This is a genomic window from Brachyspira hampsonii, from assembly GCF_001746205.1.
In the GTDB taxonomy this organism is placed as follows: Bacteria; Spirochaetota; Brachyspiria; order Brachyspirales; family Brachyspiraceae; genus Brachyspira; species Brachyspira hampsonii_B.
Window position 1 is genome coordinate 895,163 of sequence record NZ_MDCO01000012.1, and the last position, 24,944, is coordinate 920,106.

General features: G+C 27.9%; 25 protein-coding genes. 13 read left to right on the forward strand and 12 right to left on the reverse strand.

Going from position 1 to position 24,944, the window contains the following annotated elements; translation table 11 throughout:
* Window positions 1-21: 21 nt before the first annotated feature.
* The 7 genes from ulaA to BFL38_RS12980 all read left to right on the forward strand — a co-directional run bounded on the left by ulaA (window position 22) and on the right by BFL38_RS12980 (window position 6,047).
* On the forward strand, window positions 22-1,488 hold the full coding sequence (gene ulaA, locus BFL38_RS12950) for a PTS ascorbate transporter subunit IIC (RefSeq protein WP_069727413.1): 1,467 nt from the start codon (window positions 22-24) through the stop codon (window positions 1,486-1,488).
* Window positions 1,489-1,514: 26 nt separating this feature from the next.
* Window positions 1,515-1,823: a PTS sugar transporter subunit IIB gene (locus tag BFL38_RS12955; RefSeq protein WP_069727414.1), complete on the forward strand. Its 309-nt coding sequence runs from the start codon at window positions 1,515-1,517 to the stop codon at window positions 1,821-1,823.
* Window positions 1,824-1,829: 6 nt separating this feature from the next.
* Window positions 1,830-2,750, forward strand: coding sequence for an L-ribulose-5-phosphate 3-epimerase (locus BFL38_RS12960; protein WP_256097269.1), 921 nt, complete (start codon window positions 1,830-1,832; stop codon window positions 2,748-2,750).
* Between the two features lie 3 nt (window positions 2,751-2,753).
* Window positions 2,754-3,449 carry an L-ribulose-5-phosphate 4-epimerase gene (locus BFL38_RS12965; protein WP_069727415.1) on the forward strand — a complete coding sequence of 232 codons (696 nt, stop codon included), beginning with the start codon at window positions 2,754-2,756 and terminating at the stop codon, window positions 3,447-3,449.
* Between the two features lie 28 nt (window positions 3,450-3,477).
* Window positions 3,478-4,116, forward strand: coding sequence for a 3-keto-L-gulonate-6-phosphate decarboxylase UlaD (locus tag BFL38_RS12970; protein ID WP_069727416.1), 639 nt, complete (start codon window positions 3,478-3,480; stop codon window positions 4,114-4,116).
* 3 nt (window positions 4,117-4,119) lie between these two features.
* Window positions 4,120-4,923: a Cof-type HAD-IIB family hydrolase gene (locus BFL38_RS12975; RefSeq protein WP_069727417.1), complete on the forward strand. Its 804-nt coding sequence runs from the start codon at window positions 4,120-4,122 to the stop codon at window positions 4,921-4,923.
* A gap of 83 nt (window positions 4,924-5,006) precedes the next feature.
* On the forward strand, window positions 5,007-6,047 hold the full coding sequence (locus BFL38_RS12980) for a hypothetical protein (protein ID WP_069727418.1): 1,041 nt from the start codon (window positions 5,007-5,009) through the stop codon (window positions 6,045-6,047).
* On the opposite strand, the gene BFL38_RS12985 is transcribed toward BFL38_RS12980, so the two are convergent.
* Together BFL38_RS12985 and BFL38_RS12990 are read right to left on the reverse strand one after the other, a co-directional pair.
* Window positions 6,044-6,775 (reverse strand): ComF family protein, encoded by a 732-nt coding sequence (locus BFL38_RS12985; protein WP_069727419.1) that lies wholly within the window; start codon window positions 6,773-6,775, stop codon window positions 6,044-6,046. The genes BFL38_RS12980 and BFL38_RS12985 overlap by 4 nt on opposite strands.
* 11 nt (window positions 6,776-6,786) lie before the next feature.
* Complete coding sequence (locus BFL38_RS12990; protein ID WP_069727420.1) at window positions 6,787-7,578, reverse strand: prohibitin family protein; 792 nt, start codon at window positions 7,576-7,578, stop codon at window positions 6,787-6,789.
* Between the two features lie 224 nt (window positions 7,579-7,802).
* Here BFL38_RS12990 and BFL38_RS12995 point away from each other — a divergent pair, with 224 nt between their 5' ends.
* On the forward strand, window positions 7,803-8,738 hold the full coding sequence (locus BFL38_RS12995; RefSeq protein WP_069727421.1) for an alpha/beta fold hydrolase: 936 nt from the start codon (window positions 7,803-7,805) through the stop codon (window positions 8,736-8,738).
* A gap of 244 nt (window positions 8,739-8,982) precedes the next feature.
* Here the strand turns inward: BFL38_RS12995 and BFL38_RS13000 are convergent, their stop codons facing one another.
* From BFL38_RS13000 to BFL38_RS13030, 8 genes are all read right to left on the reverse strand, one after another.
* Window positions 8,983-9,471 carry an NUDIX domain-containing protein gene (locus BFL38_RS13000; RefSeq protein ID WP_069727422.1) on the reverse strand — a complete coding sequence of 163 codons (489 nt, stop codon included), beginning with the start codon at window positions 9,469-9,471 and terminating at the stop codon, window positions 8,983-8,985.
* Window positions 9,472-9,492: 21 nt separating this feature from the next.
* Window positions 9,493-10,866, reverse strand: coding sequence for a tRNA lysidine(34) synthetase TilS (gene tilS, locus BFL38_RS13005; protein WP_069727485.1), 1,374 nt, complete (start codon window positions 10,864-10,866; stop codon window positions 9,493-9,495).
* A 33-nt stretch (window positions 10,867-10,899) separates the two neighbouring features.
* Window positions 10,900-11,805: a DUF1848 domain-containing protein gene (locus BFL38_RS13010; protein WP_069727423.1), complete on the reverse strand. Its 906-nt coding sequence runs from the start codon at window positions 11,803-11,805 to the stop codon at window positions 10,900-10,902.
* A 12-nt stretch (window positions 11,806-11,817) separates the two neighbouring features.
* A complete protein-coding gene (locus tag BFL38_RS13015; protein WP_069727486.1) occupies window positions 11,818-12,441 on the reverse strand; it encodes an MBL fold metallo-hydrolase in 624 nt (207 codons plus the stop codon).
* A gap of 16 nt (window positions 12,442-12,457) precedes the next feature.
* A complete protein-coding gene (locus BFL38_RS13020) occupies window positions 12,458-13,213 on the reverse strand; it encodes a hypothetical protein (protein ID WP_069727424.1) in 756 nt (251 codons plus the stop codon).
* Window positions 13,214-13,267: 54 nt separating this feature from the next.
* Complete coding sequence (locus BFL38_RS13025; protein ID WP_069727425.1) at window positions 13,268-13,651, reverse strand: PepSY-like domain-containing protein; 384 nt, start codon at window positions 13,649-13,651, stop codon at window positions 13,268-13,270.
* 52 nt (window positions 13,652-13,703) lie between these two features.
* Complete coding sequence (locus BFL38_RS15210; RefSeq protein WP_008722499.1) at window positions 13,704-13,844, reverse strand: hypothetical protein; 141 nt, start codon at window positions 13,842-13,844, stop codon at window positions 13,704-13,706.
* Between the two features lie 516 nt (window positions 13,845-14,360).
* Window positions 14,361-14,816, reverse strand: a complete 456-nt coding sequence (locus tag BFL38_RS13030; protein WP_083249427.1) for a PepSY-like domain-containing protein — start codon at window positions 14,814-14,816, stop codon at window positions 14,361-14,363.
* A gap of 179 nt (window positions 14,817-14,995) precedes the next feature.
* Between BFL38_RS13030 and BFL38_RS13035 the strand changes: the two genes are divergently transcribed.
* On the forward strand, window positions 14,996-16,354 hold the full coding sequence (locus tag BFL38_RS13035) for an MATE family efflux transporter (RefSeq protein WP_069727426.1): 1,359 nt from the start codon (window positions 14,996-14,998) through the stop codon (window positions 16,352-16,354).
* An 80-nt stretch (window positions 16,355-16,434) separates the two neighbouring features.
* Here the strand turns inward: BFL38_RS13035 and BFL38_RS13040 are convergent, their stop codons facing one another.
* Together BFL38_RS13040 and BFL38_RS13045 are read right to left on the reverse strand one after the other, a co-directional pair.
* Entirely contained in the window at window positions 16,435-17,412 is a 978-nt protein-coding gene (locus BFL38_RS13040) for a cobalamin biosynthesis protein CobD/CbiB (RefSeq protein ID WP_069727427.1), read from the reverse strand.
* A 44-nt stretch (window positions 17,413-17,456) separates the two neighbouring features.
* On the reverse strand, window positions 17,457-18,041 hold the full coding sequence (locus BFL38_RS13045; protein ID WP_069727428.1) for a histidine phosphatase family protein: 585 nt from the start codon (window positions 18,039-18,041) through the stop codon (window positions 17,457-17,459).
* A gap of 276 nt (window positions 18,042-18,317) precedes the next feature.
* Here BFL38_RS13045 and BFL38_RS13050 point away from each other — a divergent pair, with 276 nt between their 5' ends.
* The 4 genes from BFL38_RS13050 (at window position 18,318) to BFL38_RS13065 (ending at window position 24,846) form a co-directional block, all read left to right on the forward strand.
* Window positions 18,318-20,714, forward strand: a complete 2,397-nt coding sequence (locus BFL38_RS13050; RefSeq protein WP_069727429.1) for a sodium-translocating pyrophosphatase — start codon at window positions 18,318-18,320, stop codon at window positions 20,712-20,714.
* A 150-nt stretch (window positions 20,715-20,864) separates the two neighbouring features.
* Window positions 20,865-21,626: a hypothetical protein gene (locus BFL38_RS13055; protein ID WP_069727430.1), complete on the forward strand. Its 762-nt coding sequence runs from the start codon at window positions 20,865-20,867 to the stop codon at window positions 21,624-21,626.
* Window positions 21,627-21,910: 284 nt separating this feature from the next.
* A complete protein-coding gene (locus BFL38_RS13060) occupies window positions 21,911-23,743 on the forward strand; it encodes a methyl-accepting chemotaxis protein (protein WP_069727431.1) in 1,833 nt (610 codons plus the stop codon).
* A 116-nt stretch (window positions 23,744-23,859) separates the two neighbouring features.
* The gene (locus tag BFL38_RS13065; protein ID WP_069727432.1) at window positions 23,860-24,846 is read left to right on the forward strand and encodes a P1 family peptidase; all 987 of its coding nucleotides are present in this window, start codon (window positions 23,860-23,862) and stop codon (window positions 24,844-24,846) included.
* The last annotated feature ends 98 nt before the right edge of the window (window positions 24,847-24,944 follow it).

Sequence of the window (24,944 nt, forward strand, 5' to 3'; positions counted from 1 at the left end):
AATAAAAATTAAGGAGATGATATGGAAATTTTATTAAAGATATGGACATATTTTGCAGAAAATATCTTAACTCAGCCGGCTTATTTTATTGGTTTTATAGTATTAATAGGTTATATTCTTCTAAAAAAACCTTGGTATGAATGCTTAGCAGGATTTTTAAAAGCTACAGTTGGATACCTTATACTTTCTGTAGGTTCTGGCGGACTTGTAAGCAATTTCAGACCTATACTTGTAGGACTTAAAGATAAATTTAACTTGCAAGCTACAGTTATAGACCCTTACTATGGTCAAAATGCTGTACAGGCGGCTATGGAGCATATAGGTAAATCTTTTTCACAAGTAATGCTTCTGCTTCTTATAGCTTTTATATTTAATATTTTATTAGTAGCTTTTAGAAAAGTTACAAAAATACGTTCTATATTTACAACAGGAAATGTACAAATACAACAGGCAGCAACAGCTTTTTGGCTAATATTTTTCTGTTTCCCTGAATTAGGCGATACCCCTATGCTTATTATGATGAGTATACTTCTTGGTTTATATTGGGCTGTCGGTTCTAACTTAACAGTAGAAATTACACAAGATTTAACAGAAGGCGGCGGTTTTTGTGTTGCTCACCAACAGATATTTGCATTAAAAATATTTTCTACTATAGCTGAAAAATTAAAAGGAAAAGGCGAAGGTAAAAAACTTGAAGATATACAATTTCCGGGTTTTTTATCTATTTTCAATGAAAACATGGTATCTACTTCTATATTAATGTTATTATTCTTCGGTATAATATTATTAACTTTAGGAAGAGATTACCTAGTAGCTAATAAATTTATGAAAGAAGGTCAAAGTTTCTTCTTCTATACATTAACAACTGCTTTGAATTTTGCTGTATATTTGGCTATACTTCAATTAGGTGTTAGAACTTTCGTTACTGAATTAACTCAATCTTTCCAAGGTATATCTACAAGACTTCTTCCTGGTGCTGTTCCTGGTATTGACTGTGCTGCTACTTTTGGTTTTGGTTCTCCTAATGCAGTTACTATAGGGTTATTATTTGGTGCTGCCGGACAATTCCTTGCAATTATCATATTAATACTTATGAAGAGTCCTGTTATAATAATAGCCGGATTTATTCCTGTATTCTTTGATAATGCTACTATAGCAGTATTTGCAAACAATAGAGGCGGTATTAAAGCTGCTATGATTCTTCCATTTATTTCCGGACTATGTCAGGTATTTGGTTCTGCTTTTATAGCTTATTGGGTAGGACTTGCTGCTTACGGAGGATATTTAGGTATGTGGGACTGGGCAGTATTATGGCCAGGATTTACAGTGATTATGAAATATTTAGGTTATGTTGGTGTTGGTATTGTAATATTAATATTAATAGCTATACCGCAGATCCAATATATGAGAAATAAAGATACATATTTCTTAATTACTGATGACTATGAAGCTTATAAAGAAAAAATGAAAGAAAAAGCAAAAGCTTAAAAAATAATTTATAAGGAGATTATTATATGCTAAAAGTTTTAGTTTCTTGTGCTAATGGCTCAGGCACTAGTTTAATGATGAAAATGACTGCTGAAAAGGCTCTTAAAGGATTAGGTATTAATGGTGTTAATGTGCATCACTGTGCCTTATCTGAAGGTAAAAGTACTGCTATTAATTATGATTTAGTATTCTGCCCTTTAAATTTTATTGATATGTTTAAAGATTCAATTGATAAAGGGGTAAGGGTTATAGGAATTAAAAATGTACTATCTGAACCAGAGTTCAAACAAAAACTTAGTGAATCTGGATATTTAGAAGATTTGAAAAACAAGTGATAATTTTTGAATGGGGAAATATTTATTTATAATTATTTCCCTATTTTTTTAATTATATTGGAGGGTGATACTATCAATAATTTATTTGGTATATATGAAAAGGCATTAGAAAAAAATATTTCTTGGCATCAGAGATTATTAGATGCTAAAGAATTAGGTTTTGATTTTGTTGAAATATCTATAGATGAAACAGATGAAAGATTAGCAAGATTGGATTGGACTAAAGATGAAAGAGAATCATTAGTAAAATCTATATTTGAAACAGGTATAAAAATACCTACTATGTGTTTCAGCGGACATAGAAGATTTCCTATGGGAAGTAAAAATCCTGATACTAGAAAAAAAGCTATGGAGCTTATGGAAAAAGCTGTTATCTTTGCAAGCGATATAGGTATACGAATAATACAATTAGCCGGATATGATGTTTATTATGAAAAAGGTGATGAAGAGACTAAACAGTTATTTATAGAGGGACTTAAAAAAGCATTGGAAATGGCTGCCAAATATCAAGTAATGCTTGCTATAGAAATCATGGATACTCCTTTTTTAAACTCTATTACAAAATTTTTAGAGTATGATAAAATTTGTAATAGTCCTTGGCTTACAGTTTATCCTGATTTGGGAAATTTAACTGCTTGGGGAAATGATGTGGAAGCTGAAATTAGAAAGGGATTTAATAAAATTACTGCTATACATATTAAAGATACTTTAGCTCCTAAAGGAGATTTTGAAGGAAAGTTTAAAGAAGTTCCTTTTGGGGAAGGCTGTGTAGATTTTGTGAAATGTTTTAAACTACTAAAAGAGCTTAATTATAATGGAACTTTTATGATAGAGATGTGGTCTGAAAAAGTTGATAATCCTAAAGAACATGTGATGAAAGAGAAAAAATGGGTACTAGAAAAAATGAAAGAGGGAGGATTTTATTAAAATATGCTTGAAGAATTAAAAAAGATAGTTTTTGAAGAAAATCTTGAACTTGTAAAAAGAGAACTTGTTATATACACTTGGGGAAATGTAAGCGGTTTAGATAGAGAATCTAAAACTTTTGCCATTAAACCTAGCGGTGTTGATTATGATATAATGAAAGCAGAAGATATGGTTGTTTTAGACTTAGATGGGAAAAAATTAGAAGGAAAATATAAGCCTTCTTCTGATACTCCTACTCATATAGAATTATATAAAGCTTTCCCAGAAATTGGCGGAATAGTTCATACTCATTCTAGTTATGCTACCAGCTGGGCTCAGGCAAGAAGAGATATACCTGCATTAGGTACTACTCATGCAGATTATTTCTATGGTGATATACCTTGTGCCAGACCTCTTACAAAAGAAGAAATTGAGGGTGAATACGAAAAAAATACAGGGCTTGTTATTATAGAAACTCTCAAAAAAAGAAATATTAATCCTATGGATATACCCGGTATTATAATAGCTTCGCATGGTCCTTTTGCTTGGGGAAAAGATGCTAAAGAGGCTGTTCATAATGCTGTTGTTATGGAAGAGCTAGCTAAAATGGCTTACAGAACTATACAGATAAATCCTCAGATTAAATCTGTAGAACAGTATTTACTTAATAAGCATTATTTTAGAAAACATGGTGCTAATGCTTATTACGGACAAAATTGATAATATTAATAATTCTAAGGAGAAAAATATGGCTATACCTTTATTACAAATTGCATTAGATAATACTACTTTAAGCGGAGCTTTAAAATCGGCTAAAGCTGTTGGAAATGAAGTTGATGTTATAGAAGCTGGAACTATTCTTTGTTTAGCTGAAGGAATGGAGGCTGTTAGATGTTTAAGAGCTTTATATCCTGATAAAATTATACTAGCTGATACTAAATGTGCTGATGCCGGCGGTACTGTTGCTAAAATGTGTGCTGATGCTGGTGCTGATTGGATGACTGTTATATGTTCTGCTACAATACCTACTATGAAAGCTGCTTTAAAAGAGGTTAAGGAGCTTCAAGTTGAGCTTTATGGCGATTGGACTTTTGAACATGCTAAGGCTTGGAAAGAAGCCGGAATTACTCAGGCTGTATATCATCAAAGCAGAGATGCTCTTTTAGCTGGTCAAACTTGGTCTGACAGTGATTTAGAAAAAATTAAAAAATTAACTGAAATGGGATTTAAAGTTTCTGTTACAGGAGGACTTGAAATAGATACTTTAAAACTATTTAAAGATATCAATGTATTTACATTTATTACAGGAAGAAGCATAAGAGATGCTGAAGATCCTGCTAAAGAAGCTAGAAAATTTAAAGAAGAAATATTAAAATATTGGAGATAATCTTTGGAAAATATTCAGATTATAGCAACCGATTTAGACGGCACTTTATTAAATAATAATCATCAAATAAGTGAATATAATAAAAATGTTATAAAAGAAGCCTCCAAAAGAGGAATAAAAACAATATTATCAACCGGAAGACCTACTTCTGCTGCCCATAAATTTTTGGCAGAACTTAATATTGATACGGAACTTATATCATTTAATGGTGCTATGATTACTGATAAAGATTTTAATATTGTATATCAGCAAAACCTTGATGCTAATATAGGAAAAGAACTTATAGATATTGCTAGAAAATATAATATTTATCATCAAGGTTTTTTAGCTGATAGATGGAATATAGGTTTTTTTGATAAGAAATGGATAGATTTTTATATATCAATAGCTAAAATAGATAATTATACTATAGGCTTTGATAATATTACTGATTTCTCTTTCAGTAAATTTATGTTTATAGGAGAAAATAGCCTATTAAAAATAATAGCAGAAGAACTAGATAAAACTTTTGGTGATAGTATTTATTTTACTTTTTCAAGACCTGTATATTTGGAAGTACATAATCCTAATGCTACAAAAGCTAAAGCATTATCTTATCTTCTTAACAAATATAATATAAAACCTGATAATGTGATGGCTTTCGGAGATAATAATAATGATTTAGAAATGCTTGAATTTGCGGGTATTTCTGTTGCTGTTGAAAATGCTGAAGATATAGTAAAATCGAAGGCTTTATATATTACTAAAAGTAATGAAGAAAATGGGGTAGGTATATTCATTAGTAAAATACTTAATTTAAATATGTAATTTTAATTATTCAATAATAAAAACTTCTTTGACAAATTTGCTTTTTATTGATATAGTTTCTTGAGTTCATTAGGAGTATGATTATGCAGATATTTCAAGAAAAATTATTAAAAGCTTTAGAAATGTATCAAAATGATTTTGATAATATAGTTAGCAGTTTTTTTGAAGATAAAGAAAAATATAATAATTTAATAAGCAAATATTCATGGGAAATGGAAGATAATGTTGATAAGAATTATTTATTAAGGGCAAGACTTTCATTTTCAATTATATATTATAAAAATGTGCAGGCTTTGAATAAAGAAGCTCTTAAAAATATAATCATTTATTTATTTAATGAAGAATTAAAAGACCGAGAAACTTCAAAGTATAAGGGAATAGGAATAGCATTAGAGTCTTTAACATTTCTTCTAAGTAAATACAATAAGGATAATAAAGAGTTATTTGAAAAAGCAAAAAAGATAAATAATGATTGTGCTATTGGATATGACAGCAATGTAAGATTTGAAACTGATATAGAAAAATTAAATATTCAGTATTGTATGCATTATGCTTTGGAGTTAGGTTTTAAAGATTTATATTATGAACTTATAGATATATGGAAATCGGGAATAAAAAAATGGGACAGAATTAATTTAGAAAGGCTCAGAGATTTTGAAATTGAAATAGGAAATATAGAAGGTGAATTAGAGGCTAATAAAAATCTTTATGAGATTGTGAAAAATGATTATGATAAAAACAAAGAAAATCAAGCATTATCAAAAAAGTATTTATTTTATTTAGTTTCATATTTAAGTACTTATACAGAAAATTTAATAAGGCTTTCAAATTATGATGAGGCTTTGAATATTATTTTATTAAATATTGATAATATAAAAAACATTAATAATAATGCTTTTTATAAGGTTCATGCTGGAATATCAGTAGTAGATAGTGCCTTAAAAGTTTTAGTTAATATAGAAAATAATGAGCAGTTAAACTTATTATGGGATTTTATAAAGACAGCATTTATCAATGAGCATGATACATATTCAAAAAGTTTATATGATTCTTTCTTTAAAGCATGCGATAAAATGAATGACCTAGAATTGAAAGAGAAAGTTTCAAAAGAGATTGAAAACTAAGCACGGGCTACTGTAAGCAAACCTATCTTATTTATGCATTCTAGTTTCTTAATCTCTTTAGAAATTTCATTTAAAGTGCTTCCCGTGGTAAGTACATCATCTATTATAAGAAGATTTATTTTGTTTGAAGAATTATAATCACTATTAATAGTAAAGGCATTTTTTATCATATTTATTCTTTCTGTCTTACTATTTAAAGAACTCAATGCTTTGGTTTCTTTTTTCCTGAATATTATATCATCTATTAATTTTATATTTAAAATTTTAGATATAGTTTCTGCTATAATTTCGCTTTGATTGTATCCTCTTTCTAAAAATCTGTTTCTTCCAAGAGGAACAAAAGTAACAGCATCATAGTTTTTAATATAATCTTTATAATAATAGCTAAGCATAGCAGCAAAATCTCTGCATATCAAATATCGATGAGAGAACTTCATTTTATGAATCAAATCTACAGTATAATTATTATAATAAAGCATAGATTTACATTCATCAAAATAAAGTTCTTCGTCTTTGCAAATGCACTTTGAGTTTTCATTTTCTAAAACTTTACCGCATCTTTGGCATCTTATATATTCATCTTTATGAATATAATCCAATTTTTTATTTATGCAATTAATACAAATATAATTCATATTATTGCTTTGCATTAACTCTCCGCATATTATGCAGTGATTAGGAAATATTAAAGAAAATATATTATTTATAATATGCTTGTAAATTTTCATTTATTATTTAATTATTTTATCTGTATTATAGGCGTAACCCCAGATCCTGATACCTGAGGCATTTTACCGTCCCATTTTTCTATATACATTCTCTGTATTAATAAAGGAGTTAAAGATTCCTGCATAATTCTATTAGCTTCGGAAACACCTTTAGCTTTTGTAATTTCAGCCTCTGCTTCGTATCGAACTTTTTCTAAAGCATTTTGTGCTGTTAGGGCGTCCTGAGATGCTATTAATTTTCTCTCTATTGCCTGGTCAAATTCATCAGAGAAATCATGCTCTATAATGGAGCAGGCTGCAACTGTTATTCCGTAATCATCAAAATCGGCTGTAACCTCTTTTAAGAGTTCTCCTGCCATTTCATTTCTTTTTGTGATAAACTCTTCTATAGTATATCTGGCAGAAACAGCGTTAAGACTTTCTGATATTCTAGGATTAATTAATTTGTTTTTATAATCTACTCCGAATTTTCTAAATAAATCCAAAGCATCTCCGCCTATAGAATACTGAACATTTAAAGTCATGGATATAGTCTGCATATCTTTTGATGATACAGAATATGTTTTTTCTACAGTTTGTTCTCTCACTTCCATAGTTTTTATAGTGTCTATAAATGGTATTCTAAAATGAAGTCCTGGCTCTTCCTGTGATATAGCCTTGCCGAGTCTGCTTCTTATTCCTACTTCGCCTGTAGAAACTATAGTAACGCTTGAAAATATTAAAAACCCTACTATTAATACAACAGGTAAAACTATAAAAAGCACAGAATGCAATTTGTTTGAACTAATATCGATAATTCTCATAAACCTCTCCTTAAAATAATATAAAACATATTAAAATATAAATAAATTTTTTGCAAGTATGTCCTATTGGGGTATCTTTCATTATATTAAAATATGTAAAAATTAATTGCATTAAGAAAAAAAATGCTATATAATTTATCCTATTGTTTATAACGATAGCCTCATTAATTATGTTAAGTTAAATAATTTTCTAACAACAGCAATTTTATTATCGGAGTATTTTTATGGAAATGCTAAATAGGGTATTAATATCAGATGACGGACACAGAATGTATACTTATATATTTATACCAGATTGCAAACCTAAAGCTATAGTTCAGCTTGTTCATGGACTAGGTGAGCATGCGGGAAGATATAAAGATTTTGCTGAGAAATTAAATAAGGCTGGATTTTTAGTTTGTGCTGATGATCATAGAGGTTTTGGAAGAAGCACTGTAAGTAAGGATCAAATAGGGCATATATCAGATAAGAATGGGCATGAACTTATAATAGAGGATATGAGACATTTGATGGTTAATACTAAAGCAGATTATTCTAATATGCCTTATTTTATGATAGGACATAGTATGGGGTCTTTTCTCACTAGATATTTTATAATCAAGTATTATAAAGAATTAAATGGGGCTGTTATAATGGGCACTAAGGGAAAGCCCAAAGGAATAGAAAATTTAGGAAAGGCTATAGCTAATATTCAGAAATCAATATTCGGCGGAAGAAAAAGAGCTAACTTACTCGATAAATTATCAGTAGGAGGATACGGTAAAAAATTCTTTCCTAAAGATAAATCGCCTTTAGCATGGCTTACTTCCGATAAAGAAGAGATAAAAAAAACTCTTGAAGATGAATATTTTGCTAATAAGCCTGCAAGTATAGAAACATATATACAGATGTTTGAGCTTATTGATAAAATTTCAAATAAGGATAATTATTCTTCTATGGATAAAAATTTTCCTATACTTTTAATATCTGGAGAGAAAGATCCTGTAGGAGATATGGGAAAAGGTGTAAAATGGGTTTATGACATGTATAAATCATTAGGATTTAATGATGTTAATATGAGTTTGTATAAAGACGGAAGACATGAAATACTTAATGATATTCAAAGAAACGATGTAGCTAAAGAAATAATAGAGTGGATTAATATTCATATAGATAAATAATTATTTTTTACGCACGGTAAGTTTACTCATATAAGTATAAAAATTATTTTTGCAGTAAATATTTTTTATTCATTTATAAATTAAACTTGCGTTTTACAAAGTTCTGTAATCTAAAGAAATTTTGGGCGGGCATGCTTTTTATTTTTAAGCAATAAAGAAATAATAATCTAATAATTTATATTTAGTTATAAAACTAATAGGGCGGGGATGCAGTATAGATTAAAAATATAAAAAATTATATAATTTAATCATAATAAGCATAGCTGCCAATTTCCCTTGAAGCATCATAATCTTCTTTAATACTCATTGCATATTTATTTTCTGAGTTAATAAATTTTAAACATGATTTTATTGCTTCTTTTGTAAGCGGAGGCACATCGCTTCTATTAAGAGCCTCTTCTATATTAATCCAAATAACTTCGCTGTTTTCGGAGTCATTAACTTTAGCTTCCCCTGAAATATAATCTGCCTTGAAAACCAAGTACCAATCATTAGCAGTAAAACGCATAGATACTATTTCTTTTGCAATTACTTTTACATTAGTCTCTTCTAATACTTCTCTTTGAGCTGCTTCTGCAGGCAGTTCTCCTTCATTAATAAATCCGCCCGGGATTATAAGAAGCCCATTTCCTCTGCCGTAATTATGTCTTCCTAAAAGAACTTTGCCTTCTTTTATTACAACACAGCCTACACCTTTTCCAAATATCATTCTTTCATTATCTGAAAATGCCATTTCTAATTATCCCTTTTAATTTTATGATTTTTTAATACCGCAATCATTATTAAAGCTGATTTTTAATATGTATTCATCTTCTTTACTTACAGCTTCTTCATTTGATATTCTATTTAATCCGTAAGGCTCTAAATATAAAGCCTTAATATTGTTATCATCTTCTGAAGTTATTACGGGTATTGTATCTCTTTTATATGAAGATATTTTTAAGTCTATAAAAATCTTTCTTAAATATTTTTTTTGATTATTAGGATATGCATATATAAAATCCCCATCTTTTCTGCTTCTTATTATAATTGGGTAGTTAGCTTTTATATACAGAGCTTCTTTATAATTAATATCTTTATTTAAAACTGTTTCTGTTTTTATTGTTTTATTGCAGAAAATATATAAGCCGTCTTTTTCTATTTTTATAAAATTATTTGTTTTGATATCATCAAGTTTTTTTTCTATAGATTTTATATTAATGAAGTCATATTCTTTTATAATATAAAAATTATCAAGTCTTAATTTAATATTAGGCTTATCAGATTTTATTATATTTAGTATTTCTATAACTCTTTTTTCTGTTATTTCTATATTATTTTTTGCTAAAAGTTTTATTATGATTTTTTTTATAAAAAGACTTTTTATATTTTTTATTTTTTCTATATTAAGTTTTTTATTTTTTTCGTATATATTTTTTTGGTATAATTTATTAATTTTTTTTCTTAGTATATAAGTTTCTTCATAGCTTTTTTTTGCAAATCTTATGATATTGTTTTTAGCATTTGTATTTATTTCTTCAAGCATTGGTATGATTAAATTTCTTATTTTATTTCTAGCATAATAATTTTTTTTATTTGAAACATCTTCTCTATGTTCAAGATTATTATTGGAAGCATACTCTTCAATATCTTTTCTATAAAAGTTCAAAATAGGTCTTAAAATATATCCTTTTTTTTCTCTAAGGCTTTTATAAACATTAGTTCCAGCCCCCTTAATCATTCTGTAAATTATAGTTTCAGCCAAATCATCTTTATTATGAGCTATTAAAAGATAATCATATATTTTTTTATTATAAAGCTCTTCAAAAAAAGCATATCTGTCATTTCTAGCTTCAAGCTGAATATTTTTTCCATTATAGCTGTTAGGAGGTATTTCTTTAACATATATTTCTATATTATATTTTTTAGCCATTTCTCGGGCAAATAATTCATCATTAGCAGAATCTTCCCCTCTAAGATTATAATTAACATGTATTATTATTAAATTAAATGATAACTTTTCTTTTAATCTGTATGCGATATTGAGCATAACCTGAGAATCAATACCTCCTGAATATGCTGCAGCTAATGTTTTATTTTTTATGTCATCTATATTTGAAAGTAAAAATTGTGAAGTTTCTTCCATCATTATATTCATCATATTCATTATGTTATCCGTAATTTATAATTTAAATACTTTACTCTTTTCATTAACAATTATTTTTCTTTCTTTTATATTTATATTATCATTTAAATATTTATCCGATAATATTTTACTATTTGCGTCATAATCTTTTAATATATTTTTTGAATTGGCATAGCAGTATATACAGCCGTTAGTACATGTATTATACATTCCTATATCAATACTTTCTATACAGCCGCATAATTTTCTTTGAGATTTGTCTTTTTTTTCTTTTATAGAATAGCCCAATATTTTTTGTATTCTTTCTTTATCTATGCATGCAGATTTTTCTATTGTTATATTGTAATTATTAAAATCTTGAGAGCAGGATTTTAATTTTATATTATTTTTTTCAGATATATCTTGCATATTTTCTATTAATAAAACTTTATTATCATTGTTTATATTTTTAATATTTTCTTTTATTTTTGAATATATTTCAACAAAGCTGAATATGCATTCATCTGTATAACCATTTAAATTATAAGCAAAGTTTTTGAAATGATTTATATGATAATTGATATCAAAATCATCATTTAATATAATAGGATCATATCTCCAAACTATTTTTTCTTTTCCGAATAACTTACTTATAGATTGAAATTTTTTTATTAAACTATTTTTATCAGGAATATTTTTTTCTATATTTTTATCATAAGCCGTAATAGTAAAATGCAGATAAAACTCATAACCTAAATCTTTTACTTCCTTCAAAAACTCTATATCAGGATTTTTTGACCAAAATACTATTATATCAACTATATTTTTACTTAATGTTATTTTATAAAAATTATTTTTGTTTATAGGATTTTGAGTAATTATATATCCTTCTTTTAATCTATTTATAAACCATTTAGTATGCAGTGATGGTATATCAGTTCTTCTGCTTGCACTTATTATCATTTTGTATTGAGATTAAAATACACCCATTCTTTTTCTTTGCGATAATTTTACACCATAAGCATCATGACCCGGGTATAATAAAGTGTCATCATCTAATGCAAATACTTTTTGAGATATGCTTTCTTCTAATGTAGTAAAATCGCCTGTAGGAAAATCTGTTCTTCCTATTCCGTAAGCAAATATAGTATCTCCGCAGAACAAGTGCCCTTTAGTATAATAGCATACCCCCCCTCTTGTATGACCTGGTGTATGTATAACTTTGAACTCTATATCTTTTAATTTGAAAGTATCACCTTCATTAAATTGTATTTCTGGGCTTTGGCATTTAATTACACTTCCTAAATATGAGCTTACATTTAAACTTCCGTCCTGAAAGAAATCATAATCAAGTCTATGCACGCAATGAGGAGCATCTGGAAACTCTTTTCTTATGTCATCTGCTCCTGATATATGATCGAAATGACCATGTGTATATATTACTTTAACTAGTTTTTTCCCTTCTAATAATTTTTTATAAATGCCGTAGTTATTTAATTGTGCTGCATCTATAATCATAGCTTCATCATCATAAGATACCACATAAGAATTCATTCCATACATGTTTTCGCACACACAATCAATTTTTAATTCACTCATTATTATGTCTCCTATTTTATTTTTTTTCTGTTTCCACAAGATAAATATCCATAGTATCAAGCATTCCTGTCATAGTATTGTATTTTATTATTTTTCTTGTTTTATCATCTTTTTCAATATAAGCTGCTATTTTTGGGAAAAATATTGAAAAAGGTATTCCTTCTAGTTTTATTTCCATTTCATAGCATTCTTTTTCTTCGTTATTTATTTTTATTTTTTTTATGCCATTGTTTAGTATTGATACTTTTAATTTACTGTCTTTAGAGGCCATAGGCATAACAATATTCATTTGATTTGTAGAGTCTATAGGAAAAGTTCTCGATATTTGATACACTCCATACATAGAGAATATAGCCAAATCTCCGTTTGAATTTGTATAGTTCACCTTGTCTCTTATATCAAATGTATGCTCCATATTTCCGAAATCATAATAATCTATGGTTTTATTATAAACAGTTCTCATATTTCCCAAATCTATAATGGAATACATTTCAGACTTTCTTACATTAGTCATCATGTTTTCTTCTAGTAGAAAAGGATCTTTTAATTTGTTTGTAACAAAGCCTTTGATATAAGTTTCTTTAATGTTCCAATAGCCTTTACTATCAACAGAAGTTTCTGTATATACTATCATAGCATTACTCTTTTTGCTGGATATTCCTTTATGTACAAAGTATTCCTGTTTCTGAAAAGAAGGTATATTAGTATAAGAGTAATACTGTGCAAATAAAAATGAATTTAATATAAAAATTATTATTAATATGTTTTTCATATCAATATAATAAACCTTAAAAATACAAATTTCAATACAAATTAATAATATTTTTTATACATTTCTAGTCTTTAAAATATTGCCTGCATTATCTATTATAATAATATTATTGTTAATTTCCATTTCATATTTATTTTTTCTTTTTGTTATTCTGTATATATTAAAATCTGTATATTTATTTTTTATAGTATTTATGACTTCTTTTTCTATGATATTATTTTCAGCAAATTTTTCTATTATAGAAAATGATATCTCATTGCCGTTTCCTATAATAGAAGTCCATTCACCTCTTGAAGTAAAGTTTACAGAGCTTCCGCCTTTAAATACAACACTGTATGATGAAGTAAATGTAGTCTTAAAAACATAATAATCATTAAAATATGTTTCTATAAAGTTTTTTGCTTTCTCTGGAAGTTTTTGATATGATATAATATCCATAATTGTAATCTAAATAATTTTCAATTTTATATAACTATCTCAAATACTTTGCTTATTGATTTTCATTTTTTTCTTTTTCTATCATATCTTCTAAATATGCTTTTAAGAAAATATAATTATGTGCATCATCTAGGTTTTGATTATTTTCAATTTTTCTATTTAGAAATTCAACTAATTCTTCTTTTGTTTTCATATTAATATCCTTATAAATAGTTTATGTATTTTAATTTTCAAATTATAGTAGTTTTAAACCTTATAATATTATTGTTGGTATGTCAATAGATAAATTGTGTATTTAATTCATCAAACTGTTTATATATTGAAAGCCTGAATTGTATAAAATAATTATAAAAGCACCTATAAAATCATATTTCAACATTTTTTTCATTTAATATAAGTTATTGAGTTTCATTCATACTGTAATTAAAAAGCTAATTTTATTTTTTTAATTGTATTTTACACCACGCGTTAAACTTGCTTAAAAAACAAGGTTATTTTTTATTACAGTGTCTAGCATAATTTGAAATTCATTTTACCGCGTGCTGTTATAGCAGCAGATTAAAAAACACTTGGGCGGGTGTTCTTTTTCTTTATAATCTGTAAAGAAAAAGAAAATATTTATAACTGAGCGGCATTTTAATATATAAAGGGCGGGGTATGTAATAAAAATTTTAAAATTTAATAAATGAAAATATATTAATTTATTATTTTATGCTTTTTTTATTTTTATTATATTGCCTTCATAGTCTATGTAAATATATTCTTTATCATCAGCCTTAAACTCTATTCCTTTGCTTTTTTTGTATATATTATTAATTGTTTTATATTTTGACCTAATTATATTTATTATTTTAGCCTCAATAAACTTTTCAGCTGTACTAATAGCTATTGTTTTTCTATTTCCTATTATAGAAGTCCATTCCCCTTTTCTATTGAAATTTATTGATGAACCGCCTTTAAAAATTACAATATAATGAGTGGAAACAGCAGCACTATGTATTTCATAATCTTTAAAATATGTATTTACAAACTCTTGAATATTTAAAGGTAAAGATGTGTAGGGAATAAAATTTATATTTCTATCATTGTCAAAAAACAAAAATGAAGAAGATGTCAAATATATAAAAATTATCAAAATATAAGATATAGTTTTATTTTTAAGCATAAGAATATATCCTTAAATGATTGCTGATTATATTTTAAATAATACTCTAAAAAATAAATATTGCAATAGTCAATAAAAAAGTAAAATTTCGTACTTTTCTATTGACAAATAAATAAACATGTATATAATACTTAATTACTAATAGTACGAAATAAGACTATTTTTAAAAGGAGTTTATCATGATTAATATTACACAAAATACTAAAAACATGGAAAAATCTTTTTTTAAGTATGTTATGCCGGCAATAGTTTCAACTATGCTTGGAGGATTTTATATAGTTGTAGACGGTTTTTTCGTTGGTAATTCTATGGGAGATATTGGGCTTACTGCAATTAATTTAGTTTATCCTATAGGTACTTTGCTTATGGCAGCAGCTATTATGCTTGGTATGGGAGGCTCTGTTATAATGTCCACATATCTTGGAGAGGGTAATATAGAAGGATTTAATAGGGCTAAAGTAAATACTTTTATTTCTTTAATATTCGCTAGTATAATATTAACAGTTGTTTTGCTTTTATTAAAAAACAATCTCATATATTTGCTTGGTGCAAGAGATGAAGTATTTAAACAGGCTGATTCATATATCACTACTATAATATTAGGAGGAGGTTTTCAAATAATATCATTTGGATCTATGCCTATAGTAAGAAATTCAGGAAAAACTATACATGCTATGAGTTTTATGGGAGTTGGACTTATAACAAATATTATTCTTGATTATTTATTTTTAATGGTTTTTAGATTAGAAATGTTCGGTGCTGCTTTAGCTACTATAATAGCTCAAGGATTAGTTGCTTTGATGGCTGTTTATTATCTATTTATAAGAAAGAAAAACAGAACAAAAATAAAATTATCAGATTTTAATTTATATATGACAAAAAGAGCTTTGCAAATAGGATTATCTCCATTTGGTTTAGTTATGGCTCCTTCTCTTATAGTTATATTTAATAATCTTCAATGCATCAAATACGGCGGATATTTAGGAACTACTGCATACTCTGTAATGAATTATATTTACGGTTCTATTTTGCATTTATTTGAGGGAGTGGCAGAGGGCTGTCAGCCTATGATAAGTTATTTTAAAGGTGCATGCAGAAATGACCTTATGAGAAAAGTATTTAAAAAAGGAATATTATTTGATATTATACTTGGTGCTTTTCTTATGATAATAGTATTGATTTTTAGAAATAAACTTGGAATATTATTCGGTGCTTCTATAGAGACTAATGCTATAATAAGTTTAGGTCTTCCTATAATATCGGCTGCATTTATACTTCAGCCTATAGTAAGGCTTGGAACTGCATATTTTTATTCATCAGGAGAAAGCAGATATTCTACACTTTTAACATATATAGACCCTTTACTTGTAAGTCCTTTATGTATATTGATACTTCCTTTATTTTTAAAACTTAATGGTGTATGGTTTGCTGTGCCTGTATCACAATTAATATTAGCTATTATATTTTTATTGATATTTTATAATACAAATTTAAAGAATGATAATTTAATAAGTAAAGCAGTTTATCAAAATGAATAATTAATAATTTTAGGCTTTAAATAATAATCAATATTTATATTATTTAAAGCCTAAAATTATATTCTTATTTATTATCTTGTTTAGAAAATTATTGAAGAGATTAACATAGAAATAAGTTTAATTATTATTAATGCTGCTAAAGCAAATATTGCAGAAGTTAATATTAGTTTATTGGCTTTTTCTATATGTTCAGCATTTAAATCTTCTAAGTATTCCCCAACTAGTGGTCTGTCATATATTTCGCCGTCTTTTATATATTCTCCTCCAAGCTCTATATTCATAGCACCTGCAATTGATGACTCTAATCTTGCTTTATTATTTTTACCGTCTTTTCTTAAAACAGCAAATGCATTTTTATATTCATATCTAAAGAATATAGATGTAACGATGCAAACTAAAGATGTAAAGAATGAAGGTATTATATTTAATATATAGCATAATTTGATATTAAATATACCGAATATATCACTACTTTTATTTTCATCTATATATATTGTCTCAGAAGAACTTTCAGAAAGTACATATATAACTTTATATGCTATACAAAGAGGGGCACCTCCCAATAACAAAAATATAGATGGATATATATAATCTTCTGAAATGCTTATTATAGTATATTCTATTGTAGTCTTTACTATTTGTTCTTCTTCCATATCTTCGGTATCAGCTTCTGTATTTTCTTTTAAAAGTGATTTTGACTTTTTTAAATCATTTGTAGTCAAGCTATGATATATATATGAACTTACTTCTAAAGGTTTTCTAATTCCTAATGTTATATAACATAGAGCAAGCTCAACTATCAGTCCTAGTATGAAATGCACTTTATATAAAAGCATTAAAAGAAAGAAAGGAATTAAAAAACATATAGCTATAAGTATTAAAGAAGATAATATTCCTACTGTATATGTCAATATTTTATTTTCAGGATTTCCTTTTTTTCTAAATAAATCTTCTGATATAAAATGAAGTCTTGATATAAAGACAAAAGGATCAAATTTTACATTTTTGATAAATATATTTAAAAGAAAAGATATAGGCAGTATTAATAATATTCTCATGTTGCTTATTCCAATAAAAGTTATTACTAATAATCATCGTAAAATTATAACTTTTCTATAATATTTATATTATTTTTCTCATCTATTTCTGTATAATAACCGCATCCGTTCTGTAAAAGGTATTCATAAAATCCTAATTTCTGCTTATCAAATCTGCTGAATATAGACATAATAACTCCTCCATGACTGACTACTGCAGTATAATCTAAATTATTTTTCTTCATATCTTCTATAATATATAGATATGCTTTTTCTGTTCTGCTAAAGAAATTTTCGGAAGTTTCTCCATTGGGTACATTGCTTTTCCAATTAGTTCTAAAAAATTCTTTATAATAAGGATTATTTTTTAATTCATCATGATTTTTTCCCTCAAAATCTCCGAAACTTCTTTCTCTTAAATCATTCAAAACTTCTTTTTTCATATCATTAAAGTATATATCAGCAGTTTCTAAGCATCTTTTTAATGGGCTGCAATATAATTTTTGCACAGGTTTATAACTATCTATTATTTTTTTTCTATCATTTAAAGCTTTTTTCCCATCTTCACATAATGGAGCATCTGTAGATCCCAGCCATCTTCCTTCAGCATTTAATTGAGTTTGCCCATGTCGTATAAAAAGAATTTTCATAATGATAACTCCTAGCTTTAAAATAATTTTCTATAATTTTTTAACATTAACATTGACATTATAATGATAGTTTATTTTTTTTCAATAATGCATTATTAATTTTTTACAATGATAAATGATATAAGTATATGTTGTATAGTTTTATAGAAATAAATTTTTTATATAGGTACGGTATGTATAAAAAATACTATAAAAAATAATTGACAATTTATAGAATTTGCGTTATAATCAATAACTGTACAAAAACTAACAAAATTCAAAAAATAGGGTATGTGTATGAATTATGAAATATTAGCTGAAAATGCCCGCTTTTTTACAATATCAGCGGCAATACTTACATTAGCTTTCGCATTCTATTTTTATAAATGGATGCGTAAGCAGGACGAAGGTAATGAAACTATGAAAGAAATAGCTTCGCATGTTCGTTCCGGTGCTATAGCTTATCTTAAACAGCAGTATAAAGTTATAGCTTTCTTTTTTGCAGGAGCTTTCATTATTTTTGCTATTCTTTCTTATGCATTAAAAGTGCAAAACCCTTTCATTCCTATAGGTTTTTTAACAGGCGGTTTCTTCTCAACTCTTTCTGGTTTCTTGGGTATGAAAACTGCTACTTATGCATCTGCTAGAACTGCTAATGCTGCTAGTAAATCTTTAAATGAAGGTTTAACAATAGCTTTCCGTTCCGGTGCAGTTATGGGACTTACTGTAGTAGGTCTTGCTTTGCTTGATATATCATTATGGTTTATAGTATTAAATTTATGGCTTGATAATAGTCTTTTTGGAACAGATTTCCTTAATTTAGCTTCTACAGGCATAGCTAAAGGTACTGCTGAATACACTGCTGCTAAAATGCACTTTGTAACTACTACAATGCTTAGCTTTGGTGTAGGTGCTTCTTTCCAAGCGTTATTTGCCCGTGTTGGAGGCGGTATATTTACTAAAGCTGCTGATGTTGGTGCTGACTTGGTTGGTAAAGTTGAAGCTGGAATACCTGAAGATGACCCTAGAAACCCTGCAGTTATAGCTGACAATGTAGGCGACAATGTAGGTGATGTTGCTGGTATGGGTGCTGACCTTTACGAATCTTATGCAGGTTCTATACTTGCTGCTATGAGTTTAGGTTCTGCCGCTTTCGGATATATTAACCCTGATGTAAGCCCAATATATGCTGTATCTCTTCCTATGATACTTGCTGCTATTGGTACTCTTTCTTCTATAATAGGTGTATTCTTCGTTAAAACTAAAGAAGGTGCTACTATGGGAGAATTATTGAAATCTTTAAGAGTTGGTGTTTATGTAAGCAGTGCTATTATTATAGTAGTATCTTTCTTACTTGTAAAAACACTTCTTCCAAATAATTTAGGATTATTCGTTTCTATCATTGTAGGACTTATAGCTGGTAATGTTGTTGGTTTCTTCACAGAATACTATACTGCAGCTGAATACAGACCTACTCAATGGGTAGCTGAACAATCTAAAACAGGTCCTGCTACTGTTATTATAGGAGGACTTGCTGTAGGTATGCAATCTACTTTAATACCTGTTGTTACAGTAGTTATATCTATAATGTTGGCATTTGGTTTTGCAGGCGGTTTCGGTTCAGGAGCTTCTTCTTTCTCTCAAGGTTTATACGGTATAGCTTTAGCTTCTGTTGGTATGTTATCTACTTTAGGTATCACATTAGCTACTGATGCTTATGGTCCTATAGCTGACAATGCAGGCGGTAATGCTGAAATGTCTGGTCTTCCAGAAAGTGTTAGAGAAAGAACTGATGCTTTAGACTCTTTGGGTAACACTACTGCTGCTACTGGTAAAGGTTTTGCTATATGTTCTGCTGCTTTAACTGCTATGGCTTTGATTGCTGCTTATATTGAGGAGATTAAAACTTCTTTGGGAAGAATGATAAATACAGGAAACCTTACTTCTATAGATATAGGTACTGTTCAATATACTGCTAACAGTGCTAAAGAATTATATGATAAAGTTGTTTATAGTTTAGGTATGAATGAGTTTATGAATGCTTTCAATATTCACTTGATGAACCCTAAAGTATTAATAGGTATATTTATCGGTGCTATGTTAGTATTCTTCTTCTGTGCTTTAACTATGAAAGCTGTTGGTCGTGCTGCTGCAGGTGTTGTAGAAGAAGTTAGAAGACAGTTTAGAGAAATTAAAGGCTTACTTGCTGGTGAAAAAGGTGTAAAAGCTGATTATGAAAAAGCTGTTCAAATCTGTACTAAATCAGCTCAAAAAGAGATGATTGTTCCTTCTGTACTTGCTATAATAGTACCTGTTGTAGTTGGTTTCTTATTCGGAGTACCTGCTGTTATAGGTATGTTAGTAGGCGGTTTGACTGCTGGTTTTGCTATGGCTGTTATGATGTCTAATGCAGGCGGTGCTTGGGATAATGCTAAAAAATACATTGAAGCTGGTAATTTGGGCGGTAAAAAAATCATAGATCCAAAAACTGGAGAAAAAATTACTAACCCTAACCATGCTGCTGCTGTTATAGGTGATACAGTTGGTGACCCATTCAAAGATACTTCCGGACCTTCAATTAACATTCTTATCAAATTAATGAGCTTGATAAGTGTTGTATTTGCTGGTGCAATAGTAGCTTTCTCACCAAAAATTCAGGCTTTATTAGGTATAGCTGATCAAATTATTAAATAATAACTTTATTTAATATTAATATATAAGCTGTCTGACTTTAATTAGTTGGGCAGCTTTTTTGTTTTAATTATTATTTTATTATTGGGTTTAAAGTAATTTACAATATTCATTTTATTTTGTTATTTTTTATATCAATACTTTGGATTTATTATGAAACTATTAAAATATTTTTTATTTGTAAACATTTTAATTATCACTATTACATACAGTGCATTTGCTAGTTTAGAGATAAATTTTAATGGTCATTATGGAATTGCTTTTCCTTTTAATTCTATAAAAGTAAATGATAATTATAAGAACACTATTTATGACAGTGTTGATGGTACTTTAGGTTTTGAAGGAACTTTGTTTTTACAAATAGGAAATTATTTTAAATTATTTGAAGATGATTATACAAGCATTATTAAAGGTGTGAGTTTATTTGGAGATATTGGTTTTAGTATTAATGCTTTGATGTCTGATTATAAAGAAAATAATAGAAAATATACAGAGGTACTTGGATTTTATTCTATGCTGGTTGGGGCAACTGTTAAATTAAATTTCAGTAAAATGTCTATAGGATTTGGTACAGGAATAATAGCTCCTTTATATGCTGTTATTGCTTCTAGTAAATACGGAGGAGTTATGGCAGCACCTAATTTGGATAATTGGAATGTTAATGATATGAGAAACCTATTTAAAGCTCCTATAATGCCTTATATAAAATTTACAGTAGAAGGATTTTTCTATTTAGCTCCTAATTTGGCAGTTACTTTAGGAGGATATATGATGTACAATTTTGGTATGCAGTACAAGACTGATGTTGTTAATAGCAATTTAGGCAGCAATATATATAAGCAATATAATTTTTCTTCTCTTTCTATTGGATTAGTTTTAGGTATATCATTAGGAAGAAGTGATGGATATAATTAATATATTCCTATTTTAATTAAATAATAATTTTTGTATAATGAAATATAAAGTATATAAATCATTATTTTTAGTCTTTATAAAAAATTATTAAAAAAATTTACTTTATATGCTATAAAAGTAAAAAAAATATATTTTTATTTGACTTTATATGATTATAATTTATAATGTTTATCTAAAATAATCAAAAATATTTACTTCTATTAGAATATTGTTTTTACTGCTTTTTTGTAAAAATTCTATTATTATTTTTTATAAAGATAAAATATCATATTAAGGAAAATATTATGAAAAAAATTCATTCCATTAGAGTAAAAATGCCTATAGCTATAAGTATTTTAAGTACATTATTTCTAGTTTTAATAGTAGCAATATTATCATACAGATCGCATTTAATAGTTAAAGATACAACATTATCAGGATTTGATAATACAGTAAATGGTTATAAAGACATGCTTGATGTTTGGCTTGATGATAATAGAAATTTAATAAAGACTTATGCCGTTTCTCCAATAGTGAGAAGTTATTTAATGAATAGAGATATCGATATAAGAAGCACACTTACAGAGTTTGAAACTATTAATGAATATGTGCTTGATATAGGTATTACAGATACTAACGGTATAATTTTAGATAATGTTACCGGTGTAAAAATAGGTGAAAATATAACAACGGTAAGACCCAATATTTTAAATATATTAAATAATAATAATAATGAAGCATCTTTTGATGATGGAATAAAGAGGTCTAGTGCTCATAATAAATGGTCTTTGGCGGCTATTTCAGGAGTTAAATATAATGGCGAGTATATAGGAAATGTGTATATGATTTTAGACTGGGAGGATTTAGCTTCTAAACTTCAGGAATTAAAATTGCCGGAAAGAACTAGAATATTTGCTATTGATGATAATAATACTGTTGTATTAGACACTAAAAATGAAATTAATACAGAAGCTAATGAGGCATATATTTCAATAATAAAAGGCGGAATGTCTTCAGGAGTTATGAATTACATATCTTCTGTAAGTGATGATCATAGAACAGCAGTTTACAGCAGAATTGAAAATTTGCATTGGTATTTGATTATGGCTATGGATGATAGAATTATTTATAAGGCTAATAATGATTCCATAATAATCTCTATTATTATAGGTATTTTATCTATTATTTTTATAAATATATTTTCTTTTCTTTATATTAAAAAAGTTACTCATCCGCTTAAAAATTTAATGAATTATGCAACTAGTATATCTGAAGGTAACATTACTGTTAACACCAAAAACAATTATGGAAAAGATGAGTTTGGAGAATTGGAGAGAGTATTTGATATTATGAGCAGCAGATTAGCAGAAGTGGTTTCTAATGTTAGTAATGCTTCAATAGAAATAATGACAGCAGCTCAGAGTATGATGGAAAGCAGTAATGAATTATCTATTAGAACTGATTCGCAGTCATCTAGCTTGGAAGAAACAGCTGCAAGCATAGAAGAAATGGTTTCTAATATAAAAATTTCAGCTGATAACTCCATACATGGTAAGGATATGATGTCTGAGTCTATTACATTTATTGAAGATGCTGCGAACATTATATCACAAACTGCTTCAAATATAGAAGATGTTCATCAGTCAAGTGAGAAAATAAAAGATATTACAAAGATTATTGAAGATATTGCATTTCAAACTAATATACTAGCACTCAATGCTTCCGTAGAGGCAGCACGTGCTGGAGATCATGGTAAGGGATTTGCCGTTGTTGCTTCTGAAGTGAGAAATTTAGCTCAAACTACTCAGGCTTCTGTAAAGGATATTACAGCATTGGTTGATAGTACCTCAAGTAAAATAGATATAGCAACACAAACTGCTAAGCAATCACAGGATATATTCTCAAAACTTCAAAGCAAAGTATTAGAAACTTCTAAGCTGATGGAAGATATCACTTCAAATACCTTAGAACAGCAGTCTGGAACTAATCAGATAAGCACTGAAGTTAATAATATGGAAACTGCCACTACACAAAATGCTGCTTTGGCTGAAAACTCAAGTGAGATATCAAAAAGTTTAGTCGAAAAAGCAAATTTTTTAGAAAAAAGTATTGAGTTTTTTAAAATTTCTCATAATTGAGAAGATTAAGTTATTATAATGTATAATACCTAATTATACAAATTATTTTATTTTAAATTTGCATTTCTTTTTATTTTGTTTTATAAATATAATAACAAATAAAATAGGATAAAATTATGAGAGAGATAAAAATAACAGATATAGAAAATATTAAAATAGGCAATGCCCAAAATAAAGATGCAGCAACAGGATGCACAGTTATAATATGCGAAAGAGGGGCAGTTACAGGATTAGATGTTAGGGGAGGAGGACCTGCTTCAAGAGAAAGCGAACTGACAAAACCTTTTGCTTCTGCTGAAGTTATACATGCTGTACTTTTAAGCGGAGGAAGTGCTTTCGGACTAGATGCTTCCGGAGGTGTTATGAAGTATTTGGAAGAGAGAAATATTGGTTTTGATGTTGGAGTTACAAAGGTACCTTTGGTTTGTCAGTCTTGTATATTTGATTTGCGTGTTGGTGATTACAAAGTTCGTCCTGATATTAATATGGCTTATGAGGCTTGTGTTAATGCTCAAAATAATAATCCTAAAATGGGTAATTACGGGGCAGGTACAGGTGCTAGTGTAGGTAAAATACTAGGTGCTGATTATGCTATGAAGTCTGGACTTGGTTTTTATGCTGTTCAAATTGATGATGTGAAAGTGGGAGCAATAGTATCTGTTAATGCTTTTGGCGATATTTATGATTATGATAATGGAAAAATGATTGCGGGGCTTCTTAATGAAAACAAAGACGGATTTAGGAGTTCTGAAGAAGAGTTTATAAAAATAACTCAGAATAATAATCTATCTTTTACTTCTAATAACAATATTGTTACAAATACAACAATAGGAGCAGTAATTACCAATGCCAAGTTCACAAAGTCACAAATGGGAAAAATAGCCTCTATGGCACATAACGGCTTTGCTAGAGCTATAAGACCAGTGCACACTACAGTAGACGGAGACAGTATTTATGCTATGAGTGTGGGTGATATTAATGCTAGTCTGGATTCAGTTGGAACTATTGCTGCTTTAGTTATGGGTAGGGCTATTAACAATGCTGTAAAGAGTGCTGAGGCTTCTTACGGTTTTCAATCTTATAATGATATAATAAAAAATTAAAAAATTAATTAAAACATTTTATTAAAAACAAACTAGAAGTGCTGACTAAATCTGTACTTCTAGTTTTTTAATTTTGTTTATTAAAAGAATAGATTTGG